Genomic DNA, 23,550 nt, shown 5'->3' with positions numbered 1-23,550 from the left:
ATACATTAATTTATTAACTAATTTTAATCTCCTGTCTCGCTATGAGATGCATCGACGGGTTTAGATTGCGAAGATCCTTTTTGACGTAAAAAAATAGACAACACAATAATGGCAAATACCGATAGAAATTCACTTTGCCAATTCTGAAAAGATTCAAACCAAAAACGGGAATCTCCTAAATAATCCATTAAAGAAAGTGGTGGATTTCCTTTTAAAATATTCGTTTCATTTTCGTCCTTTAAACTTCCGTAAAAGTGAAGTATTAAAGAAGCAAAGAATAACAAAAACAAACTAATCGTCAAGGAGTTTTGATACAGCCAAAGCCAAACACCTCCTTTTTTAACGGGCCATGGCGCGCCTTTTCGATTTGCCGAAGGCTCACGATCGACTTTTTCATCACCATCAAAACCTTTAGATTCTGAGGATCCTTTTTGTTTTAGAAAAATCGTCAGCCAAACTAATAACCCCATTTGCAAAAACTCACTTTCCCAGTTTTCAAAAGTAGCTTCTATGAAATGTCCGGTGGTCAGATAATTACTCATCGTAACGGCATGACCACCGTTTTCTATAAGCTCCTTGTTGTATTCTTCTATACCAAAAAATATCTGGCCTGTAAAAGCTCCGATAAAAAGCAACAGAAACACAATTGACAAACTGTTATGGTAGAAAAACTTTTTCATTTCCTGCTTATTAGAAATTACATTCCATTAAAGTATTACTCATTAAAACCTTATTCTTTTTTTAATAATTCTTCTCTTTCCCAGAAACGGTGTCTTCCCATTGCTTTTATAAAAGAAGTAGCCAAAGCTTTATCTCCTATTTTCTCGCTGGTTAAAATTCCCGCATCTTTGTGCATATCGTCTTTTAAAGGAAGAACCTGAACGCCCTGACCTTCGGCAGCAATAAACTTACAATGATGGTACGCATCTTTTATAAATTCACCCACTTCCTTCTTGTTTTTAAGTGCCAAAATTCCTTTTCCTGCCGGAATAAACACAGCATCAAACAATACCGAAGCCGCGATAAGATAACTTTGATCTACCGGAATTTCAAGACCTTCCTCAGACACGATTGTTCCTAAATGTGGTGCGATAATTACAGCTTTTGCTCCGGCATCTTTCAGCGCCAGTTTCATTGTTTTTATCGATTCGGCATTTACACCTTCTGCGCATAAAAAAGCAACTTGTCTGGTCGCAATAGTATTTGATATCGTTGGGTTTTTCAGCATACTCAACGCATCTGAATTCTTAACCGATTGCTTCACTTCTTTAGGTTCTTGTTTCCCGTTATCGTCCGCTCCTACTCCGTGATTCATTGGTTTTTCTGGTGTAGCGGGTACATTCATTCCTAATGCTTTACCCACCTTTGCTGCCAGGTTTTTATCAATTTGGGAAAGTAATCCCAACATACGTTCTCTGATTGCTTTGGTTTCTACTTTTCCAAGTTCAAAAGATAATGCATCGCCAATATGATTTTGTTCTATTGGTGTCTGACTATTAAAGAACAGTTTTGCCTGACTAAAATGATCCGAGAAACTTTCGCTTCTTTCACGTACTTTTTGCGCATCGATTCGTTCATTAAAACTGCTAAAACCACCTTCGTCTATTTTGGCCTGAAACGGACAACCTCCGCCTAATGAATTCGGATGATAACTTACACGACCTGTTGGAATTTCCTGACGCATATGTCCGTCACGCTGATTGTTGTGCATTGGCGCAACAGTACGGTTAATTGGAATTTCATGAAAATTAGGACTTCCTAATCTTGATAATTGAGTATCTGTATAAGAAAATAAACGTCCTTGCAATAAAGGATCATTCGAAAAATCGATTCCCGGAACTACATGTCCCGGATGAAAAGCAACTTGTTCTGTTTCTGCAAAAAAGTTATCCGGATTTTTATTCAGTACCATTTTACCAATAATTTGTACCGGAACCAGTTCTTCCGGAATTAATTTGGTTGGATCTAAAAGGTCAAATTCAAATTTATGTTCATCGGCTTCAGCGATAACTTGTACGCCTAATTCCCATTCAGGAAAATTTCCGCCTTCGATGGCTTCCCATAAATCCTGTCTGTGAAAATCAGAATTTTTACCTGATATTTTTTGAGCTTCATCCCAGGCTACAGCATGAGTTCCTAATTTAGGTTTCCAATGAAATTTTACAAAATGAGATTCATTGTTTTTGTTGATGAATCTAAAGGTGTGAACTCCAAAACCTTCCATCATTCGTAAACTTCTCGGGATTGCTCTATCGCTCATAACCCACATAATCATGTGCATCGATTCTGGCATTAGGGAAATGAAATCCCAAAAAGTATCGTGCGCAGAAGCTGCCTGAGGCATTTCGTGATGTGGTTCCGGTTTTACAGCGTGTATTAAATCAGGAAATTTCATGGCGTCCTGAATAAAAAATACAGGCATATTGTTTCCTACCAAATCATAATTTCCTTCTTGTGTGTAAAATTTAACCGAAAATCCGCGTACGTCGCGTGCTAAATCTGTAGAACCTCTTGAACCTGCAACAGTCGAAAAACGTACAAATACCGGAGTTTTAATACTCTTATCGTTTAGAAAACCTGCTTTGGTATACTTTTCCATCGAATTGTATAATTCAAAATAGCCATGAGCGGCTGAACCTCTTGCGTGTACAATTCTTTCCGGAATACGTTCGTGGTCAAAGTGGGTAATTTTTTCCCTAAGGATAAAATCTTCCAGTAAAGACGGGCCTCTTTCGCCTGCTTTTAGTGAATTGTTGTTGTCGTTAATTTTCACACCCTGATTAGTGGTCAAAAATTGATTCTCAGCATTTGATTTGTTTACTTCTAAATCTCTCTGTTTTTCATCAGCATGATCCTGACTTGGTTTCTTTGAATTTTTCATTTTTTTGATAGTTGTTTAGGATTTTTAAAATAGTTTAAAAAAACAGTTTTCCTTTTCATTTAATGAGAGTCATTAAAGTAGTTATCGAAAAGTATAAACTGTAACAAACCTCACAAATGTAGGTTACAATAAAACCAACTTCTTACAGGATTACACCTAAACATTACATCATTTAAACATTTGATTATCAGACTTAAAAAATAAATTTTATTTCAAAAAGATATAATTTATATGTACCTTTAAAAGTTATAGAATTAAAAATAAAACTTACATTATATAGTGCTGTTAATTATAGAAGCAGAAGTGAGTTTTCTGTAAGAATTAACAAGGTATTCAGGGCTAGATTTGTAGTATAACAAACTAAAAAAAACTATCATGAAAACTACAAATCAAAAAGATGGCAGCGCTTCGACTTCAGGCGCAAAATCCACAGACAAAAAAATAGATAAAAAAGAAACTTCTCCAAAAAGAGAATCGAAACCAACCGAAAAAGACACGAAGAAACCTTCGACAACAAAAAAATAATTACTACTAAAATATAGTCACTATGGAAAATCGAAACAATCAAAATTACGATCACGAAAATCGTAATTTTAATCAGGATCTGGATACTCTTATTGATAAAGAAAATGCTTATCAGGATGAAAAATATCCCGTTCAGGAAGAATTTATCGATGACGTTAATCATCAGACAAACGATTATAACCGCAACGAAAATAATCCTGGCGAAGAACCTATTACGAATGACGAAGAACAGATAACAAATGATGAAGATCCGGAAGATCTGGATAATACCTTAGAAAAAGATGGTGATCTGGACGATGATGACTCAGAAGATGACGAAAATTTAAGAGATATCAAGGAAGATTTAGACGAGGTGTCTCATGATCCTTTTCCGAGTACGAACCCAGACAATTTCTAGAAATTATGAAATATTATCAATAGATAACCGTTAAGGACTTAAAACTTAACGGTTATTTTTTGTAAATTGAAGTCTGAAATTGGATGTAAAATTTTATAAGAAAAAATTAAAACTATGTAATCTTTCTAAATACAAATAGATGTAATTTTAAATTATTGGTTTTAAACAAATTAAAATCGATTTAAGAAATGAATTTGTATGATGGAGATAACAATTCAAATTGTCTGGTTATTTGTTCTGGCTATCCCGATAGCCTGTATCAGTTGGACCGTGACGCATGAAGAAATATTTAAGGAACCTCGTGAATGGTGTGTAAAACACTCTAAAAACGATAAGACTATTTTGTCAAGAAAGGCTTTTTATCTCTTTACGTGCGAATATTGTTTTAGCCATTATGTCACAATTGCATTTTTAATCCTGTGTAATTATAAACTTTTGCTAAATGATTGGCGCGGCTATATTTTGGCAGGATTTTCGCTTGTTTTTATGGCTAATGTCTATATGAGTCTTTTTGCTTTGCTAAGACAGGCTATTAAAAAAGAAAAAGTCGAAATAGAAAAAATTGAGAATGAAACCGATGGTGAAAAACTATCTTGATAATAAGTATAACTAAATAAATTAAACAAATCATGGAAAATTTAAATTTCATAGACCCATTATTGCACGGAATCACTCCTGATACAACAGGGAATAAAATACCAAATCTTTCTGTAAAACAGTTAGTTTGTGCGGGAATAGGTTCACTTTTGGTTGGTGCTGTTTTAAAAAAAGCAGGTCAAAATACAGCTGGTGCAGTAGTAGGTAGTCTTGCAATACCATTATTAACTTCAGCATGTTATAAGCAGATTGCAAAAACAACTAAAGCAAAAAGAGAAATCAATGATAGTAGTGGTATCGAAAACAATTACTAGATTAAAATTCAAACAGAAAACAAATAAAGAAATATAAGTTAGCCACGAATTCAGAGGATTATGCTTCATCATCAGCTAGATAGATTTTTTGAATTCCTGGCTATTTTTAAAGCCAATAAAAAAGCCCATAAATTATTTTATGGGCTTTTTTATTGGCGTAAGATGTAGCACTATTATTTAATGTCAATATTTCCTTCGACCCAATTTAAAGCTTTATTAAAATCTAATTTTCTAAATCCTTTAAATTCTCCCGGAACGACATAACTAAATCCGTTGGTGAAAGAAATTATTTCGTCAGAATCTGTTACAATTGCCGCCCTATTCCATTTTCCCAAATGTTTTAATCCCATTAAAGCATCCTGAAGCCAGGCTCCGGCGGTAAAATTCTGAATGTCGGTATCTAAAACCAATAGAAAATTAATTTCGTTTAGTTGCTTTACTAAATGTTCTACAGCGGGAATAACTGCGGTTAGAAAATCGTCTTTTGTTACTTCGGCCAAAGCTCTAAAAGCTACAATATTGTCTGTTGTATCGATTTGATGTATCATTTTGTGCTGTTTTTTGAATTAATGGTGTGGTATTTTTTATTTCATAAGTTTTTCAAAGTACTGAAAACCAGTATCAAATTTACTCAAAAAATGAATCTCTTATTTTATAAGATCTCAATGGATTATTATATTATAACTACGTTTTTTTTTAAGGGGCAAAGGTGCAGAGGTTCAGAGGGGCAAAGGTTTTTTATTGGGCGTGACAATCTTATTTGCCAATTGGGCGTGGAGACGCACTGCTGTGCGTCTCTACGATTTAGCATGTGTGTATTATCTATACGATGAATCGACAACGATTTTTCGTAGAGACGCACAGCAGTGCGTCTAACTTTAGTACGCGGATGGCACAGATTCGCTTCGCGAAAACGCGGATATTCGCGGATTTTTTATTTTACTCATCATAGTTACCCTTAATCTTATCATCCTGAGGAACGAAGGATCACACTCTTAACTCGACAAAGATTGGCGACATTGTTTGCGGAGTTTCGTATGTGATCCCTCCCTTCGGTCGATATAACAAACTAGCTAAAAAAAAACTTCTTTTGAAAACTACGCGCGCATGAGGGATAGAGCTAAGCTACCGAAGTAGCAGTGAAAGCCCGACAGCATCCCGACAAGAGGGCGTATACGCGCACAGTATTTTTGCCCTCTTGACGGGATGGTGGCATGCCCCTATTATTAAGGTTCTAAGTTACTGAGGCGCTAAGGTGCTAAGATGCTAAGATTCTTAGGTTTTATTTATCACTTGATTATTAAAACGACAAAAGCCTGTCTCTTTCGAAACAGGCTGTTTGTAAAAAAAATAAACTAACACAAAAACTTAATTATAACCTTGATTTTGTTTGAATACCTTTTGGTCAATAACGGTTTGCGGAATTGGAAATGCTCTTCTGAAGGGTTGAGAAGCGGCTTTTGCAATTCCTGGTAAATCGAATTTTCCAAAACGGATACTTTGTGGTCTTCTTTGTAGTTCCCAGTACAACTCGAAACCTAATTCTTTGTACAATTGTTCTGAATCTAAAGAGGTAAGCGCTTTTCCTGGGGCATTACCAAATAATGATTCTCTTTTTCTGCTTGTACGCAGTTTATTAAGATCGATCATGGCTAAACCTGTGCTTCCTTTTCTGAAATAAGCTTCGGCTCTCATGGCATAAATTCCTCCTAAACGGAATAATGGAATATCGACATTACTGTTACCGTTTCCTCCTTCCGGGTCAAATTCGTATTTGAAAACACGAGCTCCCTGATTGATTTCGTTTTGTGCAAAAACAGATTTTGTAGGGTCAGCAAAGGTTAATGACGGAGTAAAATTCATTCTTGTTCCTGTACTTTTTTCCATAAATAACGGAGAAACTTTGATACGGTTACCTATCATTTCAAGAGATCCCGAAGGCAATAATATTGGGCCGTACTGAAGTCCTGCCTGGATTCCTCTGTTGAAATGGAACCAAGGCAAAGCCGGGCTACTTTTAGGTACAATGTCAGTTGCAGGAACACTTACATCTGTACCATCGTTCATGAACCATGTACCATCAGCATATTGATAATGTTGTTCGAATCGTGGATCGTCATGATTACCATCCCAGCTTGCATAGAATTCAGGTGTTATACAAGCGGCATTTGTTCCTCTGTTTGCTGCAGACGCTCTCTGGTTACGCTCCATACACACATAAGCAAAACTGTTTGAACCGTTACGGATGTAATCTATCTTTTGAGAAATGGCGAAAATAAGCTCTTTACCATTATTGTTATCTCTTGCAAAGTTTTTGAAAAAGTCGCTTTCTAAACTGAATCTTCCTGAATCGATTAATAAAGAAGTGTAATAAATAACACGATCCATATCTGTTCCTGCGCTTCCTGTTACAGCCGGTTCATTAAAATTGAAATTTGATGACGCATTGTAACGATCTTTAAATACAGCACGATTTAAATACATGTTGGCTAAAAAAGCATAAGCAGCTTGTTTAGTAAATCTTCCCTGATAGGTTCTTTGCGTTCCAATATCAGCTAAATCAGGAATTAAAGCCTCAACATCTGTAATTAATTTATCGATTTGAGTATCTGCTTTTAAAATTTGCAAAGTCGCTTTTGGATCCATTGGATCTTTATATGGCGCTTGTCCGTATAAATCTAAAGTAGTATACGTGTAAAAAGCCATAAGTCCTTTTGCTTCTGCAGCAAATAATTTCTTTTCAGGAATTGTACTTTTTTCAGCCGATTCTATAGCTGTTATACAACGTGTAATACCATTTGTTAATAAATCCCAGTTACCTACAATGATTGAGTTAGTAGAGCTCCAGGTAAATTCATGCATGTCTCTCCATTTTCCGCCATCTCCCCAGTCACTTCCACGAGTTGGTAAAATAGCTTCATCTGTAGTGTATTCCTGCATGGCAAAAATGGCTCCGTGATCAACGAAAGTTCCGTCACCCAGTCTGTCATAAGCGGCAGCAAGTGAACCTGCAGGATCTGAAACTGTATTTCCTGGTATTTCATCTAAAAAAACTTCATCCAGATCAGTACAGCTGTTTAAAAGAAAAATAAAAGAGAATAATGTTAAAAATTTTATGCTTAAAAATGTCTTTGTCTTCATAATTTATAATTTTAAAGTTGCTCCGAAACTGAACGTTCTCGAAGATGGGTAAGCTGCGTAATCAATTCCGATAGATTGGTTACCGTCTGTTGCTTTAGGAGTATTTACTAATGGATCAAATCCTGTATATTTTGTAATTGTAATCAGGTTATTTCCTGTAACATACAGTGTTAAGCCATTAATCCAGTTCAATCCTTTCAAATCAAAATTGTAACCTATACGTGCCGCATTTAATCTTATAAAATCAGACTTTTCTAAGAAAAGCGTAGACAAAATTGGTGAGTTTGTTGGGTTTGCCCCTGACTCATAATATCCTGTTGCCACGTTACGATCTGATGCTAAGTTGTTAATATTTAAAGCATTCAATCCTGTATTATTCAACAAGTAACCACCTGTTTGTCCGATAATTGAGAATGAAAAACTAAAGTTTTTATATCTCATATCACTGTTGAAACCGTAATAAAAAGTTGGTAAAGCTCCTTCGATAATAACTCTGTCGCTGTTATCAATTTTACCGTCTCCATTTTGGTCTTTAAATATGTTTGCTCCATTTTTATCAAAACCAGTATGCTCTAACAAGTAGAATGAACCAGCCGCATAACCGCTTTTGTAAATATTAGCATTAACACCTGATTGTCCAGGACCAGAAACAGCACCTGTTAAGATTTCTGAAAGTGGTAAGTTTTCAATTTTGTTATTTAATGTTGCTCCGTTTACATCAACATTCCAGGTAAAATCTTTTGTATCGACGATTTTAGAACCCAACATAATCTCAATACCCTTGTTAACAATTTTACCGTCAATATTTGTCCAGATAAATTTTGTCTGACTCAAAGGAGTTGAAGGTATATACAAAATAGCATCTGTAGTTGTTTTATTAAAATAGTCTACAGTTCCGTAAAACTTGTCATTCCATAAATTAAAATCAAGACCAACATTATATTGCGTAACAACTTCCCATTTTAAATCCGGATTTGCAGTTCTGGAAACAGAAACACCATTTACAAGGTTTAAATCATCATATAAATAATATCCGTCAGGGCCAGCCAAAGAGTAACTTGCCTTAGTTTGTTTGTTTGGAACTTCCTGATTTCCTGTTTGTCCCCAACTTGCTCTAAGCTTTAAGTTGTTGATTGTTTTAGAATCTTTCAGGAAATTTTCATTAGAAATATTCCATCCTAAAGCAAATGAAGGGAAATAACCGTATTTGTTATTATCTCCAAAACGTGTAGAACCATCAGCTCTCATAGAAGCTGTCAGTAAGTATTTATTATCAAAACCGTAATTTACTCTTCCAAAATAAGATTGCAATTCGTTTTCCTGAGCAAAACCTGTTGTACCAGATTGTGTTCCTGCAAAACCTGGATTAATAGATGGTTTTACACCTGATCCTTGAGCTGAGATTCCGTCAATACTGAAACTTGTTCCTGATCTTTCAAATTTTTGGTAAGAGAATCCTCCAAGAACTTCAAATTTATGTTTATCTAGTGCCTTACTATAAGTTAGATAATGCTCAACCAATGAGTTTTTTGAATCGATATTGTTCTGAACATATTTACCTTTTGGATTTAAATCGGTAAGGTTTGGATAAATTGTAGTATTTCTTTCTGATGTAGAACGATCAACACCAATATTCAGTTTATATTCTAATCCGTCGATAATTCTGAAAGAAGTTTCTAAATTTCCTAAAACTCTTAATGTACGCGTTTGATCCTCATAAATACTTAATAAATAAGCCGGGTTATAGTGCGCATTCATATTAAAGTTGGTGTACTTTCCGTTAGCATCAAAAACTGATCTTGTTGGGTTTGCCATTAAAGTATGTACGATCAATTGTCCGTTAGAACCACCGTCATCACTTGTAGGAACACCATCATCTGTAGTCTGGCTCGCAGTAAGATTTAGTTTTAATTTTAAACGTTTGTTGTCTAAAAATGATTCAGAAGCATTAATTCTACCTGAAAGACGTTTGAAATTACTGTTATGAATAATTCCTTCCTGATCCATTTGTGCAACAGATGCATAATAATTTCCTGAATCTGTTTGCTTAGAGAAAGACAAAGCGTTATTGGTAGTAATCGCAGATCTAAAAATTACATCCTGCCAATCTGTGTTTCCACCATGGTCAAATGCTTTATCTTTTATAGCGCTTCTATACTGGCCTGCATCTAAAACATCTAATTTATGTGCAACAGTAGAAACTCCCATATAAGAATCATAAGTTAAAGTTCCTTCGCCTTTAGATCCTTTTTTAGTGGTAACCAAAACAACTCCATTAGATCCTCTTGCTCCGTAAATAGCCGCAGCAGATGCATCTTTAAGAACCGTAATCGATTCGATATCACTTGTATTCAAAAAGTTTAATGGATTTTTTGCTGTTGAAGATCCAAAACCAACATTCGTTCCTGTTGGGCTTATATCATCATTAGACAATGGCATACCATCAACAACAAACAAAGGTGTACTTCCGCTTCTGATAGATCCAACTCCACGAATCGTAACATTTACACCAGCTCCAGGCTCACCGCTTGTACTAACAACACGAACACCCGCAACTTTTCCTTGTATTAAATTGTCTACAGAAACGTTTACACCTTGCTTAAAATTAGCTGCTTCTAATTGTGTAACCGCTCCGGTAACATCTTTCTTCGCTTGTTTTCCGTAACCTACTACCAAAACCTCACTTAACTCAGAAGTACTTGGCTCTAACTGAATCGTCATAAAACCAGCCTGTGCAGCCAACGTTTTTGTTGTATACCCTACATACGAAACTTCGATTGTTTTTCCGTCTCCTACTGTAAGTTCAAAAACTCCGTCGAAATCCGTAACTACAGAGTTTGAAGTCCCCGTTTCGATTATGGTTGCGCCAGGAATTGGCAGTTTGTTTTCGTCAACAATTTTTCCTTTAATTCTAATTTTGTCTACTGCTTTTACAGGAGCAACTTTTGGCGCAACAGCTTTCTGAATTAAAACCAGTTTACCATTAATGTTATAATTGAAATTGGCTTTTTTAGAAAGATCACTTAAAATTGCCGCTACTGATTCTCCGGTAAATTTTACTGTATATGTCGCATTATCAGCAATTACAGCTTGTCCGTAGCTGAATTTATAATCAGTTTGCTGGCTTAATTTCGAAAAAATAGAAACAAGTGTAGCTTTTTCTATTTTATTTTCTATTTTTGATTTTTTTAATGAATTAGTTTTACTAAAACCACTCTCGATGGTCAGTAACGCTAGTACTAAAAAGATGAAACTCTTTAGATTTAAATAAGAAGGTTTAAAATACATGATTTAAGTTATTGGTTTTTTTACGATACTTAATTATTAATGGCAGTTGTTCTCAGCAACTGCTTTTTTTGTTTTTAATCCACTTTTACTATTTCGCCATAAACTTTAAATTTTAGGTTTGTGATATAATTTATTTGTTCTAAAACATTCTCTAATGTTGCGTCTTTCTTAATGAACACCGTTAACGGCGTTGCCAATACGAGTTTATTATCATATTGAAATGAAACTCCATATTTATATTGTAAAATGGTAATAACCTGTTTTAGTGTAGTTTGATTGAGCGTAACATCGGTATTGTACCAATTGACCAAAAATGATTTCTCGGCTACTAATTTTGTTAGTTTTTGCGACTCAAAAAGTGCTTCTTCATTCGGAATCAGATCAACGCTATGTCCTTTTGATGTAACATTTACTTTTCCGGTTACAACAATTACTTCACATTTTGATTTAGACATTTGAATATGAAATGAAGTTCCTACTACTCTGGTTTTTATTTCGCCGGAAGTAATAATAAAAGGATGTTTTTTGTCTTTGGCTACTTCAAAAAATGCATTTCCTTTTAGTAATGAAACTTTTCTTTCGTCTCCTTTAAATTTTTCAGGATACTGAAATGATGAATTTGCTGCCAGATAAATTTTCGAGCCGTCATTTAATTGGATAGATTTGGGGGTATCTGACGTTTTAAATGATAATTGCTTTTCGGCTGTCATAACTGGTTTAAAGAAAAAACCTAAACCAATTAGAAAAAGAATGCTGGCAGCTGCCATATATTTTAAATAAGGATTAAAGCTTTGCTTCTTTCCTATTCGAAGTTGAATACTGTCGTAAATATCTTTAGAAACTTCATCAGGATTTCCCATAGAAGATTCGTACCATTTTGATTTTTGATATTCGCTAAAAGCAAATTTGTGCAACAAGTCTTCTTCCGACCTTGAAGTTTTATGTCGGGAACTTTTATCTATAAGATATTCTAAACTGTGCTTGATTCTTTTTATCATAATACTTGTTATTATCAATAAGTACCAGAATTGCAAAATCGTACTATCGTCAAATATTATGAAACCATTAACAGAAAGTTATCTTAAAAATTTTGTTTAAAAAAGACAATTGGAGCTAGCCAGGCAAGGTCTTTTAAGCCTTCGCGCAATTGTTTTAAAGCTGAAGAAATTTGATTTTTTACCGTTTGTTTTGAAATTCCAAGTTCTTCGGCAATCTGATCGATTGACATATCCTGAAATTTGTACATTAATAAAACTTCTTTTCGTTTCTCCGGAAGTTTATCTAATAAGGAATGAAGTAAGTCCATTAACTCGGGATCAATCGAACTGAAATTGTCTATAATATAATCTTCGAATTTATCTTCAAGAATCGTCTTGTCGAACTTGTTATTTTGATAATGTTTGAAAACCTGATTTTTTACCGCCCTGAACAAATAAGGTTCGATGGCATTTATAGTAAGATCATCTTTTCGTTCCCATAAATCGATAAAAACCTCCTGAACAATGTTCTGCGCCAAGTCTTTATCCTGAGTCATCGTATACGAAAAAGCATTGAGCTTTTTCCAGTAATCATTATACGTTTTTTCGAATATTTCAGGGTTTTTCATAACTTATTTTGGGACTGTTTGGTGATGTAAAATAATAAAATGTTATACCAAAGTTTTTTGCCTGAACGTTATCTTTAAATTAAATAAACTATTATTTTGATGTAGAAATACTACTATTTTCGGGCAATGTTGACAATCATATTGCGATTTCTTTTTTTTTAAATAACATTAAAATCAAATCGCGTTTCTACATTAGTACTTTCTAAAAAGGTAATTTTCTTGTGCTGCGTCCTCGGTATTAATAAAAAATTACACTTTCAAAAATCATGAAACAAATTCTGCTTAGCTTATTTATTGCCGGCTCGCTGCATTGCAACAGTCAGGTCAAAAACGACAATCTAAAAATCAATCAAATACAAGTAATAGGATCACACAACAGTTATCGCCAGAATATCGAACCGGATTTGTACAATTTTATTCAGGCAAAAGATACTTCGCGCTCTCTAAAAGGTTTACAATACACACATATTTCGATTACCGATCAATTGAATAAAGGTTTACGAAATCTTGAAATCGATGTTCAGGCTGATCCTAAAGGCGGAAAATATGCGCATCCAAAAGGATTGGATCTTGCAAAATCTGATCAGGTTTACGATCCTAATGGAGAAATGCAAAAACCGGGTTTTAAAGTTTTTCATATGATCGATATTGATTTTAGAACATCTTGTTACACGCTTCAAAGTTGTCTTGCAGAATTAAAAAAATGGTCTGATGCAAACCCGAATCACATTACGGTTTTTATTACGCTGGAACCTAAAGATGACGACAGTTTCTTAGGTACCAAAGCAGAGAAATTTACACCTGAATTATTTGACGCTTTAGATGCTGAGCTTCGCAAAGGTCTGGGCAATAAATTGATCACGCCCGATATGGTTCGCGGAAAATACAAAACACTCGAAGAAGCTGTATTACACCAAAATTGGCCAACGTTGAAAAAAGCAAAAGGCAAATTTTTATTCATCTTAGATAATAACGGAACCAAAAGAGATTTATACGCCCAAAATCATCCGTCATTAAAAGGTCGCGCAGCTTTCGTTTGCGCAGATCCGGGAAAACCAGAAGCTGCAACTTTATTAATAGGCAATTCTGAAGATTCAAAAATTACCGATTTGGTTAAAAAAGGATATATAATTCGTACTCGTGCCGATTCAGATACTAAAGAAGCCCGTAAAAATGATTACTCACACTTTGAAGCTGCCAAAAAATCCGGCGCACAAGTCATCACCACCGACTATTATTTACCAAGTACTTTATTCGATTCTCCTTATCAGATAAAATATGATGATGGTAGTTATGTGAGATTGAATCCTGTTACTGGAGGGGAGTAAGTTTTCAGTCTCAGTCTCAGTTTTCAGATTTAAGGTTTCAGGTTTCAGGTTTTGCTTTATGTGAAACTTGAAACTTTTTTTATGGCACGCGGATGACACAGATTTGAATGGATTGTCACGAATTTTTATACACAAAGTCATTGCGAGGAACGAAGCAACCTCACTAACAAACTGCAAAGCTTGATTTAGTAAATGTGGTTGCTTCGTTCCTCGCAATGACATAAAATGAGAATAAAAAAATCCGTAACAATCAGCGTTTTCGCGAAAGCGAATCCGTGTCATCCGCGTGCTATTTATCACCAAGCTTTGCGACCTCAAAGCAAAGCATTCTTAAATAAAAGCTTTGCGAACTTTGCGTAAAAATCTTAGCGCTCTTTGCGGTAAAAATCACCTCAACAAAAAAAATCCGTAAAATCCGCGTTTTCGCGATAGCGAATCCGTATCATCCGCGTGCCATTTCTCAATTCAAACTTTTAATCTCTCCACTCTTCAAATCAACACTAAAATGATCTGCAGGAACTTCATGCATGAATTTATTAAAGATGATCAGAAACAATCGCATTTGGTTTTGCAACGGTTTTTCTTTTGGTGCATCTTCTTTATGATTTTTAAAAAACAATTGAGATAGTACTTTATATTGTTTTGCCCTTGCGGTTCCAACATCAACCAAAGCCAATTCATCGGCGCTTCTAAAACGGTAGAAATCGACTAATAAATCATAACCTGTCCAATTGAAATCTTGTCTTTTTAGATTGTTTTGAGACAAAAGTTTGTCTGTTTTGCTTTCAGCTTCTGTCCACTCTTTTTTGAAATTTTCTTTGTTTTTCAAAATGGCATCAAAATCCTTATCCGATTGAATATTGGCCAAAACCAATAAATCTTGTGCAGAAATATTCAGAATAAAACTCTTGAAAGATTCCGGCCAATCGTCTTTTAAAAAACGCAAACGAACCAGTTCCTTTAAATGGAAATCAGTAAAATCATGATAGTTTTTAGTTTTTAAAATATCAATATTCCAAATGTCTTTTGTGTTTTGACTTTCAAGGAATTGATATTCCATTTTATACAAATCAAAAAGTTCGTCGTAGCGTGGAACCTCATCGATTGTAATGGTTTGGATATCGACAAGATTGTCTTTTTTGATCGTTAATAATTTATAGGCCGGAATATAGGCTGCCAAAGATGGCGTCTGAATATTCACCAAAGTATTGCCTTTTGCTGTCGTTCTCGTTCCCGTGTCGTTAATATGCATGTGTCCGCCAAAATGAATCTTCAGTCCTGCATCAGCAAAAACCTGCGCAACTTCTTCAACCGGAACTCGGTTCAATTGCCATTTATTCGGCCCTAATAATTCTTTTATTTCCGCGGAAGCGTCATCATTAAAATCGATCATCGGGAAATGACTAAAAGCGATCAATGTTTTGCCTTGTTTTTTGGCTTGCGCCGAAATTTCCTCAACCCATTTTATCAGGTGTTTTTTGTTCGAAAGTACATTATTATAACCTGTACTTGCCTCTGAATAATTTTTAGGATCTTTAGGATCTCCGTCATTCTTTTTCGGAATATAAACATTACCATCGATTGCCATTAACCAAAGCCCTTCGACAGGTTCAACGACATAGCTCACATCCGGAACTTCAAATCCCGGTGATACATTATAAACTCTGTTTGATAATAAAGCCGCTTTTGATGCTTTTTCGAAACTATAATTTTGAGAAGTGTAGGCAGAAAATGGTGTTGCCCAAAATTTGTATTTTTTATTGGGGTAAAAACCAAAGTTTTTTAGATCATCGGTAATTCCTAAATAACCCATTTTAGCAATATCGGCAGTAATAACAACAGGCTGTTCGATCGTTAAGTTTGGCTTATACAGGCCTTCTTTGCTATAAATGGGTTGACTTTTACCGTCTTTTCCTAAAAAATCTTCTTTACCTGATTCTTGTGCAAAAGGTCCAACGGGATCGTGATTTCCTGTGGTAATGAAAAACTCGATATTGTATTTTTTTCTGTATTCATCTAAAATTTTTTCTAATCCTTTTACGTGAATTGGCTGTCCGTCATCTGTGTAATCTCCCGGAAGTGCAACGTATTTTATCTTTCGTTTTGCGATATCTTCTAAAGCCGCGATGAAAGCAAAATAGTTTTCATTGAAAATTCGGGTCGAATGCAACTGAGACGCCATTGTTCTCATTAACGTATATTTTCCGGTTTTCGTATTCAAAACACCTTTAAAATCATTATCAGAAAATGTTCCGAATAAATCCTGCAAATGAACATCAGATAAAAAAGCAACCTGAACGCCTTCGAGATTCTTTTGTTTTTGGGCGAAAATTGTGCTATTAATTAAAATAAAAAACAGAACGACTAAAGGATATTTATATATAGAAGTAAATTTTAAGATCATAGGTTGGGCTTTTATATGGGGTTTTATAAAACGATTTGCAATTTTAGGAATTAAAAGCTAAAATATCTTTATGATACTGTTACGGAATGATAATTATTACTGCTTTTTTTTTAAGTTGACTTAACCGCAAAGCACGCTAAGATTTTACGCCAAGTCCGCAAAGTTTTTTCTGAAGCTGATTCCCATTGCGCGCAAAGGCGCAGAGAAAAATAAAAACTTTGCGACTCTGCGCCTTTGCGCGATTAAAAATAAACCCTTGCGAACTTGGCGTAAAATCTTAGCACTCTTTGTGGTTCAAAAAAATCACTAAATTTATAATCAACTTTCAATTCAGATTAATCATGGAAACAAAAGATGGAAAACAAGCCATTTATGCCAAAACCAGAAAAGAATGGCGTGATTGGTTGCAGGAAAATAGTCAGATAGAAAAATCGGTTTGGTTGATTTTATATCATAAAAAAAGTAAAGCAGAAAGCGTAAATCTGGTCGAAGCAACTGAGGAAGCTTTATGTTTTGGATGGATTGACAGTTTGTGCAAAAAACGAGATTTCGAAAGTTTCTATCTTACCTTTACGCCCAGAAATCCTAAGAAAAGTAAATGGAGCCAGCCGAATCGCGATCGTGCGCAAAGAATGATTGATCAGGGTTTAATGACAGAACATGGCCAACAACTTATTGACATTGCGAAAGAAAACGGAAAATGGGAATCGATATAAAATGTCATCATAAACGCAAACACAAAAATGAAAGAATATCAGTCTTTAATAAACCACATACAAAACCGAATATCACTTTCTGAAGAAGAAATGCATCAGTTTTTTTCTGAGTTTAAAATTACAAAAATAAAAAAAAGACAATTTATTATTCAACCAGATTTTGTCGCTAAATATAGAAGTTATGTAGTAGAAGGCGCTTTAAGAGCTTATGTTGTAAGTGATCAGGGCCAAGAACATACAATTTCATTTGCGATTGAAGATTGGTGGATTTCTGATTACAATAGTTATATTTATCAGCAACCCGCGACTATGTTTGTAGTAGCATTAGAAGATGCTATTCTCTTGCAAATTGATTTCGAAACGGAAACGAAACTAAAAAATGCTAATCCAAAATTCGAAACTTTCTTTCGCATTACGGCTGAGCGAACTGCGGCATTTTTTCAGCGCAGAATTATTATGAATCTTACCTCAACCGCAGAAGAACGTTACGATACTTTTATAGAAAATTTTCCTTTGATTGTAAAACGCGTGCCTCAATATGCTCTGGCTTCGTATTTGGGCATGAGTACTGAATTTCTTTCGAAAATAAGAAACAATAAATTAAAAAAGAAAAGTTGAACTACTTCAACCTTATTTCATAATCTACTTCATTTTTATTGAGTACAAACAGTCACAACTTTGTAATGTAATTTTAAATACAAAGAAAATGACAACGAATAAAAATACTGCGCTTGTAGTTGGAGCAAATGGAGTGATAGGAACTAATCTTATCCATCATCTTTTATCTATAGGAAATTGGTCTGTTATTGGTCTTTCAAGAAGAGGTGGTGAGAATGCTTCAAATCTTGAATATATTTCAGTCGATTTACTGGATGCTGAGGATTCTCAAAAGAAATTATCTCATCTGGATAACATTACTCATATTTTTTATGCGGCTTATCAAGATCGTCCTTCATGGGCTGAACTTGTAGAACCTAATCTGACAATGCTTCAAAATGTTGTTAATACAATTGAGCCATTAGCTAAGAATTTACAACACATAAGCTTAATGCAGGGCTATAAAGTTTATGGCGCGCATCTTGGTCCTTTTAAAACTCCTGCAAAAGAAAGTGATGCCGGTCATATGCCTCCTGAATTTAATATCGACCAACAAGATTTTTTAGAAAAAAAACAACAAGGAAAAAACTGGAATTGGACTGCTATACGTCCATCTGTTGTTGGTGGTACAGCGCTGGAAAATCCAATGAATTTAGCACTTGTTATTGCGGTTTATGCTTCAATTTCAAAAGAATTAAATCTTCCGCTTCGTTTTCCCGGAAAACCAGGAGCGTATGACAAACTTATGGAAATGACCGATGCCGGATTATTAGCCAAAGCTACCGTTTGGGCGGCTACAAATTTGCAATGTGCCAATCAGGCTTTTAATATTACCAACGGAGATTTATTTAGATGGACGGAACTATGGCCAAAAATTGCAGCTTATTTTAATATTCCTGTTGCGCCCCCTCTTCAAATGCAACTTCAAACAATTATGGCTGATAAAAAAGGTTTATGGGAAAATATTCAGAAAAAATACAATTTAGAAAAACACAATTATGAAAAATTATCCAGCTGGGGATTTGGCGATTTTGTTTTTTCATGGGATTACGATTTCTTCGCAGACGGAAGTAAAGCCAGACGTTTTGGCTTTCATGAATTTATTGATACCGAAGATATGTTCTTTACACTATTTGATCAATTACGTCAGGAAAAAATTATCCCTTAAATAAAAAATCTGCCATTTCTGACAGATTTTGATTGGGTAAAACCTTTGTCAAAGTTTTGAACTTTGACAAAGGTTTAGAATAAATATAACTAACTATTTATTTTTTAATAAAACGTCTTACCGTTTTGATTCCGTCTTTTTCTACCGAAATAAAATAAATTCCAGATTTTAAACCTGACACATCTATGCTGTTATCGTTTACTTTTTGTGTTGAAACAATTGCACCGCCTTCAGAATTGATAATGCTAACTTTTGCTCCGGAAACTTCAGTAGTAAATGAAATTGAATCTTCGCTTGGATTTGGATAAATACTCAAATTTTCGATACCCGTTGCAGAAGCTGTTTTTGCCGCTAAACCTGCACCCGATTTTGTGATACGGAACCAATTGATATTTACGCCTGAACTCTGAATATAAATTCCGAAGTTGTACGTTCCTGCATTTACGTTTACGGTTTGAGATACCGTTTGCCAATTTTGCCATCCTCCCGTATTAGGAATATTTACAGCGCCTAACTGAATACTTCCTGCATTTAAATCAGAAGATATTCTGGCACCATTTACAGCACTTGCTACACGATACTCGATTACATAAGAACCCGAAGTTGGGAAATTGATATTAGAATATGCCATCCAGTCACCTGTATCTGCATAACCTACATTTAAGCCTCCGCCAGTATCCGTAGTAGGTTCAGTCTGAACGCCGCTCATTGAAGTATAACTTTCGGCCTGAATTAAAGTGCCCGTGCCTGTCGGTGGCTGACTTCCTGTGATTACCTGATTTACGGCTGTCAATAAAGACTTAGCTCCTGTAGCATCTTGTGATAACTCCCAAATCATAACTCCTCCGGCATTTTGAATTGCGAAAGTTGTTTTTGCTTTGATCGTTGGGATTCCGTTGTAATAAATCGTGTTCCCTACCTGATCCTGATTTTCTGCTCCAGGATATTGCGCTACGATATTAGCATAAGAAATTCCCTGGTTGGCATTAGCCCCAAAACCATATCCGTAAAACGGAAGTCCAATAATAGCTTTGCTTGCCGGTAAACCTCTTCCGGTCCAGTAATTAAACTGATTTACTGCCATACTGTACGGAGAATGTTGTCCGGGATTTCCCGGTTGCCAGGGACCTGTTGCATCATACGCCATAATATTGATCCAGTCGAAAGCAGCAAAAGTAGACGAAGGCACATTGGCACCACCATATCCTTCAGAAAGTGCTGCTGTAATTTGTTTTCCATTTGCATGCAATTTAGCAGCAAGTGCAATAACAAATCCGCCGTAGTCGCTATTAATAGCCGGACCTTCAAGATCCATATCGACACCATCAAAATTATGAGCGACCACATAGTCATAAATTTTTTGAATAAAAGCCGTTCTGTTGCCACTCGTAATAAGATTGAAATAATTATCACGAATAGCGCCTCCTTCAGAAACCGAGCCTCCGCCAAGGGAAACAAAAACTTTTACATTTTGAGCATGTGCTGCATTGATAATGGCGTTAGAACCTGAATTAAAAGATAAATATCCGTTGGCATCAGGATTTTCGAATGCGATGTTAATGTGTGTTAGTTTACTGTACTGAATTGTACTTGAAAATGCATTCAGGTCTACCCAGTTTGGGACATAAGCGATAACTTTTTTCTGGGCCATTGACAAATTAAAAATTCCCAGTACCAAAATGAGCATCCATTTTAGTGGCATTTTTTTGTAATTGTTTTTCATAGGATTTTGTTTAAAGGTTAATAAAAAAAATTAATTTTTAGAATGTAGATTTTAGATTAAAATTCGGTTTTGATGATTATGGCATTAATCAAATTCCGAATAGTCGATTTTAGAAGTCACGATAAGTCACTACTAAAACCTGCAATCTAAAATCTACAATCTGCTTTTAAAACTATTTTTTTATAAAACGTTTCACCGTTTTAATGCCGTCTTTTTCAAAAACTATCAAATAAATGCCTCGTCTCAAATACGAAACATCTAAACTGTTATTATTTACTTTTTGTCCTGAAAATACAGTACCCGTTTGAGAATCTACAATACTCACATTTCCTCCGGATACATCTGTTGTAATGTAAAGTGTGTTTTCTACCGGACTTGGATATATGTTTAAAACAGTCTCGGCAGCAACATCTTCTTCAACTAATGAAGCCGAAGCTGTTTTAGCTGTTGCACCCGCTCCTACTTTTGTAATTTTTATCCAGTTAATGTTCATTCCGGTATTCTGAATGTAGATTCCAAAATTGTACGTTCCTGCATTTACGTTTACCGTTTGAGAAACCGTTTGCCAGTTTTGCCATCCTCCAGTATTTGGGATATCCACACTGCCTAAAACAATTGTTCCTCCGTTTAGATCCGATGACAATTTACCTCCGGCTACAGCACTCGCCACTCTGTATTCGATTAAATACGAACCTGTAGTAGGGAAATTAATGGTATTGTATGCCAACCAATCTCCGGTATCCGTATAACCTACATTCGAACCTCCGCCTGTATCTGTAGTTGCTTCCACCTGAATGCCGCTCATAGCAGAATAATCTTCGGCCTGAATTAAAACAGAAGTTTGAGAAGTAGTTGCCGGAACCAATTTCCATTGTCCGCACGTTTGATTGTTGTTGTCCCATTGTTGCGCCACAGCACCACTCGCTGTACTTGCTCCTGCAACTTCAACAATTCTACCGCTATGTCTGGCTACGATTTTATAAAATCCGTCACCTGTCGAAACCAATACAAATTGCTGGTTGGTTGTTGCATTGTATGGATATTGCTCTACGCGTGCACCATTGGCTTTATTAAAATTATTTACATCCAGAGATTGTCCGCTATGATTGGCTATGATTTTATACAAACCATCACCCAAATGCGTTAAGGTAAATTTCTGGTTGTTTCCTGAGTTTAAAGCGCCTTGATTTATCGCTGCACCATTAGACAAACTTGCTCCCCAGACATCCATGTATAAATTACTGTTTCTGTTTTGAAGATAAAAAGTCTGATTGCCTAAAGTTGTGTTTCCGTTTGCCAGAACTCTAATCGAAGTGACTTTATCATTCCAGGTTGTATTCAAACACGAATTATCAGAATTGATTACGGTTGAAGCTCCTGTAAAATTATCATCCTGATATAAAATCGCCTGAAAACCCTGAGCTACTTTAAGAGAAGAAATATCATCGTTTAAAACTCCTAAAGTATTCAAACGCGCCAGATTATAATCTCCAATAGTCAATCCGCCGGAAAATCCGGTATAGTTGCAATCTTTATAAACCGTAATTACATCTGTTGTAGCCGGAACCGATGGCGTTGATCCTGCATATCCTCCAAACGTGGCAATTACCTTAGTAGGTTGTGTAGTATGAAGTGATGGCGACTGATCGGCCACATCATCATAAGCAAATCCGTAAGCCAGATTATCAACACTAATTCCCGGTAAATGCCAGAATTTTGAGTAATGATTCGTTGGGTTTACCTGATAGAATTTCGAAGCATCGTACCAGTTTTGTTGTCCCGGATTAGGTGTTGTAACATTTACAACATGACGGTTAATAGCAGCTGTTAATTGCGCCTGAACCACAAGATCTAAATCTCCGTCGACCAATCTTCTGTCCAGAACTCCTTTTCCTTCAAGAGCTTCTTGTGTCGAAGGCCTGCTTTGAACTCTTCCTGTTCTACCTACAAAACCTCCTGATTGCCCCACAACTTCAAGTTGTTCGCCTATTACTCTTCCTTTAAAAACACCTGCATCGCCTGCGTAAAATATTAAATCTTCATTTTTATATTTGTTCCAAATGGCATCAATATAAGATTTTAGATAATTGGCCTGAGCGCCTACAGAAGTTCCTCCGGTTCCGTCTGCAAAAGCGGGAGTTTTTGATGGTGCAGTAATTTCGCCCGTTGCATCATTTACACAACCCTGAAACTCTGATGGAACATTGGCTTTGAAAGCCGCCACAATATCAGCGTGTTTTTTTAATTCACCCACTCTTTTCTGGTATCCATTGGCACCAAATAATTCTAATCCCATTGGGTATTTATACGAATCGACTCTCGAAGGATTTCCAAAAAAACCATATTGATTATTCGTCAATTCGATAATTTCATATAAAATGCCCTGATTGGGGTCTGTAGCATTCAACGGATTTGGTGATGTATACCCTGAGGGAGCGCCACTTGCACCAAAAAAGTAGAAATACAATTGTTGTCCTTTCGCAATAAAAACCCTGCAACCCGCAATTTGAGGCAGCGTAAAAGTCTTGTTTGGAATTTCGCTTAATTTGGTAAAACAATTGGCATATTTTGAATTTTGTCCCGGTCCGGTATTCCCGCCAATTGTAGGTCCTGTAACCGTATTATAAGACGCACTCATAGGCAAAACCTGACTCGTTTTGGCATTTACCCAAACGTGGTTTCCTGTATTGTAATCTATACCTACAATGGCAACGTACAATTCATTGTCATTAAATGTCGAGGTATTACTAATCGTAAACGGTATAGGCCCCTGCCCATACATAAAATTGCCTAGCAAAGCCAACAGCAATGCCATAAAAAAGTTTTTTTGTAATCTAAAATTTCTCATTGTTTAAAATTGTTTGG

The 23,550-nt window shown here is 35.6% G+C and carries 18 protein-coding genes; 8 read left to right on the top strand and 10 right to left on the bottom strand.

What is annotated here, in order from left to right; genetic code table 11:
* Positions 1-23: 23 nt before the first annotated feature.
* Positions 24-680, bottom strand: coding sequence for a DUF6766 family protein (locus FLACOL7796_RS07225; RefSeq protein ID WP_173970139.1), 657 nt, complete (start codon positions 678-680; stop codon positions 24-26).
* A gap of 50 nt (positions 681-730) precedes the next feature.
* Positions 731-2,881 (bottom strand): catalase, encoded by a 2,151-nt coding sequence (locus FLACOL7796_RS07220; RefSeq protein ID WP_173970138.1) that lies wholly within the window; start codon positions 2,879-2,881, stop codon positions 731-733.
* A gap of 375 nt (positions 2,882-3,256) precedes the next feature.
* On the opposite strand from FLACOL7796_RS07220, the gene FLACOL7796_RS07215 reads away from it, so the two are divergent.
* From FLACOL7796_RS07215 to FLACOL7796_RS07200, 4 genes are all read left to right on the top strand, one after another.
* Positions 3,257-3,406: a hypothetical protein gene (locus FLACOL7796_RS07215; protein ID WP_173970137.1), complete on the top strand. Its 150-nt coding sequence runs from the start codon at positions 3,257-3,259 to the stop codon at positions 3,404-3,406.
* Positions 3,407-3,428: 22 nt separating this feature from the next.
* The gene (locus FLACOL7796_RS07210) at positions 3,429-3,803 is read left to right on the top strand and encodes a hypothetical protein (protein WP_173970136.1); all 375 of its coding nucleotides are present in this window, start codon (positions 3,429-3,431) and stop codon (positions 3,801-3,803) included.
* Positions 3,804-4,001: 198 nt separating this feature from the next.
* On the top strand, positions 4,002-4,400 hold the full coding sequence (locus FLACOL7796_RS07205; RefSeq protein ID WP_232067313.1) for a hypothetical protein: 399 nt from the start codon (positions 4,002-4,004) through the stop codon (positions 4,398-4,400).
* A gap of 32 nt (positions 4,401-4,432) precedes the next feature.
* Positions 4,433-4,714 carry a PrgI family protein gene (locus FLACOL7796_RS07200; RefSeq protein WP_173970135.1) on the top strand — a complete coding sequence of 94 codons (282 nt, stop codon included), beginning with the start codon at positions 4,433-4,435 and terminating at the stop codon, positions 4,712-4,714.
* Between the two features lie 173 nt (positions 4,715-4,887).
* Here the strand turns inward: FLACOL7796_RS07200 and FLACOL7796_RS07195 are convergent, their stop codons facing one another.
* The 5 genes from FLACOL7796_RS07195 to FLACOL7796_RS07175 all read right to left on the bottom strand — a co-directional run bounded on the left by FLACOL7796_RS07195 (position 4,888) and on the right by FLACOL7796_RS07175 (position 12,749).
* Entirely contained in the window at positions 4,888-5,262 is a 375-nt protein-coding gene (locus FLACOL7796_RS07195) for a SpoIIAA family protein (protein ID WP_173970134.1), read from the bottom strand.
* Positions 5,263-6,082: 820 nt separating this feature from the next.
* Positions 6,083-7,855 (bottom strand): RagB/SusD family nutrient uptake outer membrane protein, encoded by a 1,773-nt coding sequence (locus tag FLACOL7796_RS07190; protein WP_173970133.1) that lies wholly within the window; start codon positions 7,853-7,855, stop codon positions 6,083-6,085.
* Positions 7,856-7,858: 3 nt separating this feature from the next.
* Positions 7,859-11,143: a SusC/RagA family TonB-linked outer membrane protein gene (locus tag FLACOL7796_RS07185; protein WP_173970132.1), complete on the bottom strand. Its 3,285-nt coding sequence runs from the start codon at positions 11,141-11,143 to the stop codon at positions 7,859-7,861.
* Positions 11,144-11,217: 74 nt separating this feature from the next.
* Positions 11,218-12,141: a FecR family protein gene (locus FLACOL7796_RS07180; RefSeq protein WP_173970131.1), complete on the bottom strand. Its 924-nt coding sequence runs from the start codon at positions 12,139-12,141 to the stop codon at positions 11,218-11,220.
* An 83-nt stretch (positions 12,142-12,224) separates the two neighbouring features.
* Entirely contained in the window at positions 12,225-12,749 is a 525-nt protein-coding gene (locus FLACOL7796_RS07175) for an RNA polymerase sigma-70 factor (RefSeq protein WP_173970130.1), read from the bottom strand.
* Positions 12,750-13,015: 266 nt separating this feature from the next.
* Between FLACOL7796_RS07175 and FLACOL7796_RS07170 the strand changes: the two genes are divergently transcribed.
* Positions 13,016-14,077 (top strand): phosphatidylinositol-specific phospholipase C1-like protein, encoded by a 1,062-nt coding sequence (locus FLACOL7796_RS07170; protein ID WP_173970129.1) that lies wholly within the window; start codon positions 13,016-13,018, stop codon positions 14,075-14,077.
* A 460-nt stretch (positions 14,078-14,537) separates the two neighbouring features.
* Here FLACOL7796_RS07170 and FLACOL7796_RS07165 read toward each other — a convergent pair whose 3' ends face one another.
* Positions 14,538-16,481, bottom strand: a complete 1,944-nt coding sequence (locus FLACOL7796_RS07165; protein ID WP_173970128.1) for a metallophosphoesterase family protein — start codon at positions 16,479-16,481, stop codon at positions 14,538-14,540.
* 341 nt (positions 16,482-16,822) lie between these two features.
* Here FLACOL7796_RS07165 and FLACOL7796_RS07160 point away from each other — a divergent pair, with 341 nt between their 5' ends.
* The 3 genes from FLACOL7796_RS07160 to FLACOL7796_RS07150 all read left to right on the top strand — a co-directional run bounded on the left by FLACOL7796_RS07160 (position 16,823) and on the right by FLACOL7796_RS07150 (position 18,962).
* Positions 16,823-17,197: a YdeI/OmpD-associated family protein gene (locus FLACOL7796_RS07160; RefSeq protein ID WP_173970127.1), complete on the top strand. Its 375-nt coding sequence runs from the start codon at positions 16,823-16,825 to the stop codon at positions 17,195-17,197.
* Between the two features lie 27 nt (positions 17,198-17,224).
* Positions 17,225-17,815 carry a Crp/Fnr family transcriptional regulator gene (locus tag FLACOL7796_RS07155; RefSeq protein WP_173970126.1) on the top strand — a complete coding sequence of 197 codons (591 nt, stop codon included), beginning with the start codon at positions 17,225-17,227 and terminating at the stop codon, positions 17,813-17,815.
* A gap of 88 nt (positions 17,816-17,903) precedes the next feature.
* Positions 17,904-18,962 (top strand): SDR family oxidoreductase, encoded by a 1,059-nt coding sequence (locus FLACOL7796_RS07150; RefSeq protein ID WP_173970125.1) that lies wholly within the window; start codon positions 17,904-17,906, stop codon positions 18,960-18,962.
* 97 nt (positions 18,963-19,059) lie between these two features.
* On the opposite strand, the gene FLACOL7796_RS07145 is transcribed toward FLACOL7796_RS07150, so the two are convergent.
* Positions 19,060-20,685: a glycosyl hydrolase family 18 protein gene (locus FLACOL7796_RS07145; protein ID WP_173970124.1), complete on the bottom strand. Its 1,626-nt coding sequence runs from the start codon at positions 20,683-20,685 to the stop codon at positions 19,060-19,062.
* Between the two features lie 172 nt (positions 20,686-20,857).
* A complete protein-coding gene (locus FLACOL7796_RS07140; RefSeq protein WP_173970123.1) occupies positions 20,858-23,533 on the bottom strand; it encodes a beta-1,3-glucanase family protein in 2,676 nt (891 codons plus the stop codon).
* Between the last annotated feature and the right edge of the window lie 17 nt (positions 23,534-23,550).

It is taken from the genome of Flavobacterium bizetiae, from assembly GCF_902804475.1.
Taxonomy (GTDB): domain Bacteria; phylum Bacteroidota; class Bacteroidia; order Flavobacteriales; family Flavobacteriaceae; genus Flavobacterium; species Flavobacterium bizetiae.
This window is presented reverse-complemented; position numbering and strand designations above follow the sequence as displayed.

Bases quoted from the DNA above. Each gene is read 5' to 3' on its own strand.
- FLACOL7796_RS07225 (WP_173970139.1), bottom strand. From the start codon at position 680: ATGAAAAAGTTTTTCTACCATAACAGTTTGTCAATTGTGTTTCTGTTG.
- FLACOL7796_RS07220 (WP_173970138.1), bottom strand. From the start codon at position 2,881: ATGAAAAATTCAAAGAAACCAAGTCAGGATCATGCTGATGAAAAACAG.
- FLACOL7796_RS07215 (WP_173970137.1), top strand. From the start codon at position 3,257: ATGAAAACTACAAATCAAAAAGATGGCAGCGCTTCGACTTCAGGCGCA.
- FLACOL7796_RS07210 (WP_173970136.1), top strand. From the start codon at position 3,429: ATGGAAAATCGAAACAATCAAAATTACGATCACGAAAATCGTAATTTT.
- FLACOL7796_RS07205 (WP_232067313.1), top strand. From the start codon at position 4,002: ATGATGGAGATAACAATTCAAATTGTCTGGTTATTTGTTCTGGCTATC.
- FLACOL7796_RS07200 (WP_173970135.1), top strand. From the start codon at position 4,433: ATGGAAAATTTAAATTTCATAGACCCATTATTGCACGGAATCACTCCT.
- FLACOL7796_RS07195 (WP_173970134.1), bottom strand. From the start codon at position 5,262: ATGATACATCAAATCGATACAACAGACAATATTGTAGCTTTTAGAGCT.
- FLACOL7796_RS07190 (WP_173970133.1), bottom strand. From the start codon at position 7,855: ATGAAGACAAAGACATTTTTAAGCATAAAATTTTTAACATTATTCTCT.
- FLACOL7796_RS07185 (WP_173970132.1), bottom strand. From the start codon at position 11,143: ATGTATTTTAAACCTTCTTATTTAAATCTAAAGAGTTTCATCTTTTTA.
- FLACOL7796_RS07180 (WP_173970131.1), bottom strand. From the start codon at position 12,141: ATGATAAAAAGAATCAAGCACAGTTTAGAATATCTTATAGATAAAAGT.
- FLACOL7796_RS07175 (WP_173970130.1), bottom strand. From the start codon at position 12,749: ATGAAAAACCCTGAAATATTCGAAAAAACGTATAATGATTACTGGAAA.
- FLACOL7796_RS07170 (WP_173970129.1), top strand. From the start codon at position 13,016: ATGAAACAAATTCTGCTTAGCTTATTTATTGCCGGCTCGCTGCATTGC.
- FLACOL7796_RS07165 (WP_173970128.1), bottom strand. From the start codon at position 16,481: ATGATCTTAAAATTTACTTCTATATATAAATATCCTTTAGTCGTTCTG.
- FLACOL7796_RS07160 (WP_173970127.1), top strand. From the start codon at position 16,823: ATGGAAACAAAAGATGGAAAACAAGCCATTTATGCCAAAACCAGAAAA.
- FLACOL7796_RS07155 (WP_173970126.1), top strand. From the start codon at position 17,225: ATGAAAGAATATCAGTCTTTAATAAACCACATACAAAACCGAATATCA.
- FLACOL7796_RS07150 (WP_173970125.1), top strand. From the start codon at position 17,904: ATGACAACGAATAAAAATACTGCGCTTGTAGTTGGAGCAAATGGAGTG.
- FLACOL7796_RS07145 (WP_173970124.1), bottom strand. From the start codon at position 20,685: ATGAAAAACAATTACAAAAAAATGCCACTAAAATGGATGCTCATTTTG.
- FLACOL7796_RS07140 (WP_173970123.1), bottom strand. From the start codon at position 23,533: ATGAGAAATTTTAGATTACAAAAAAACTTTTTTATGGCATTGCTGTTG.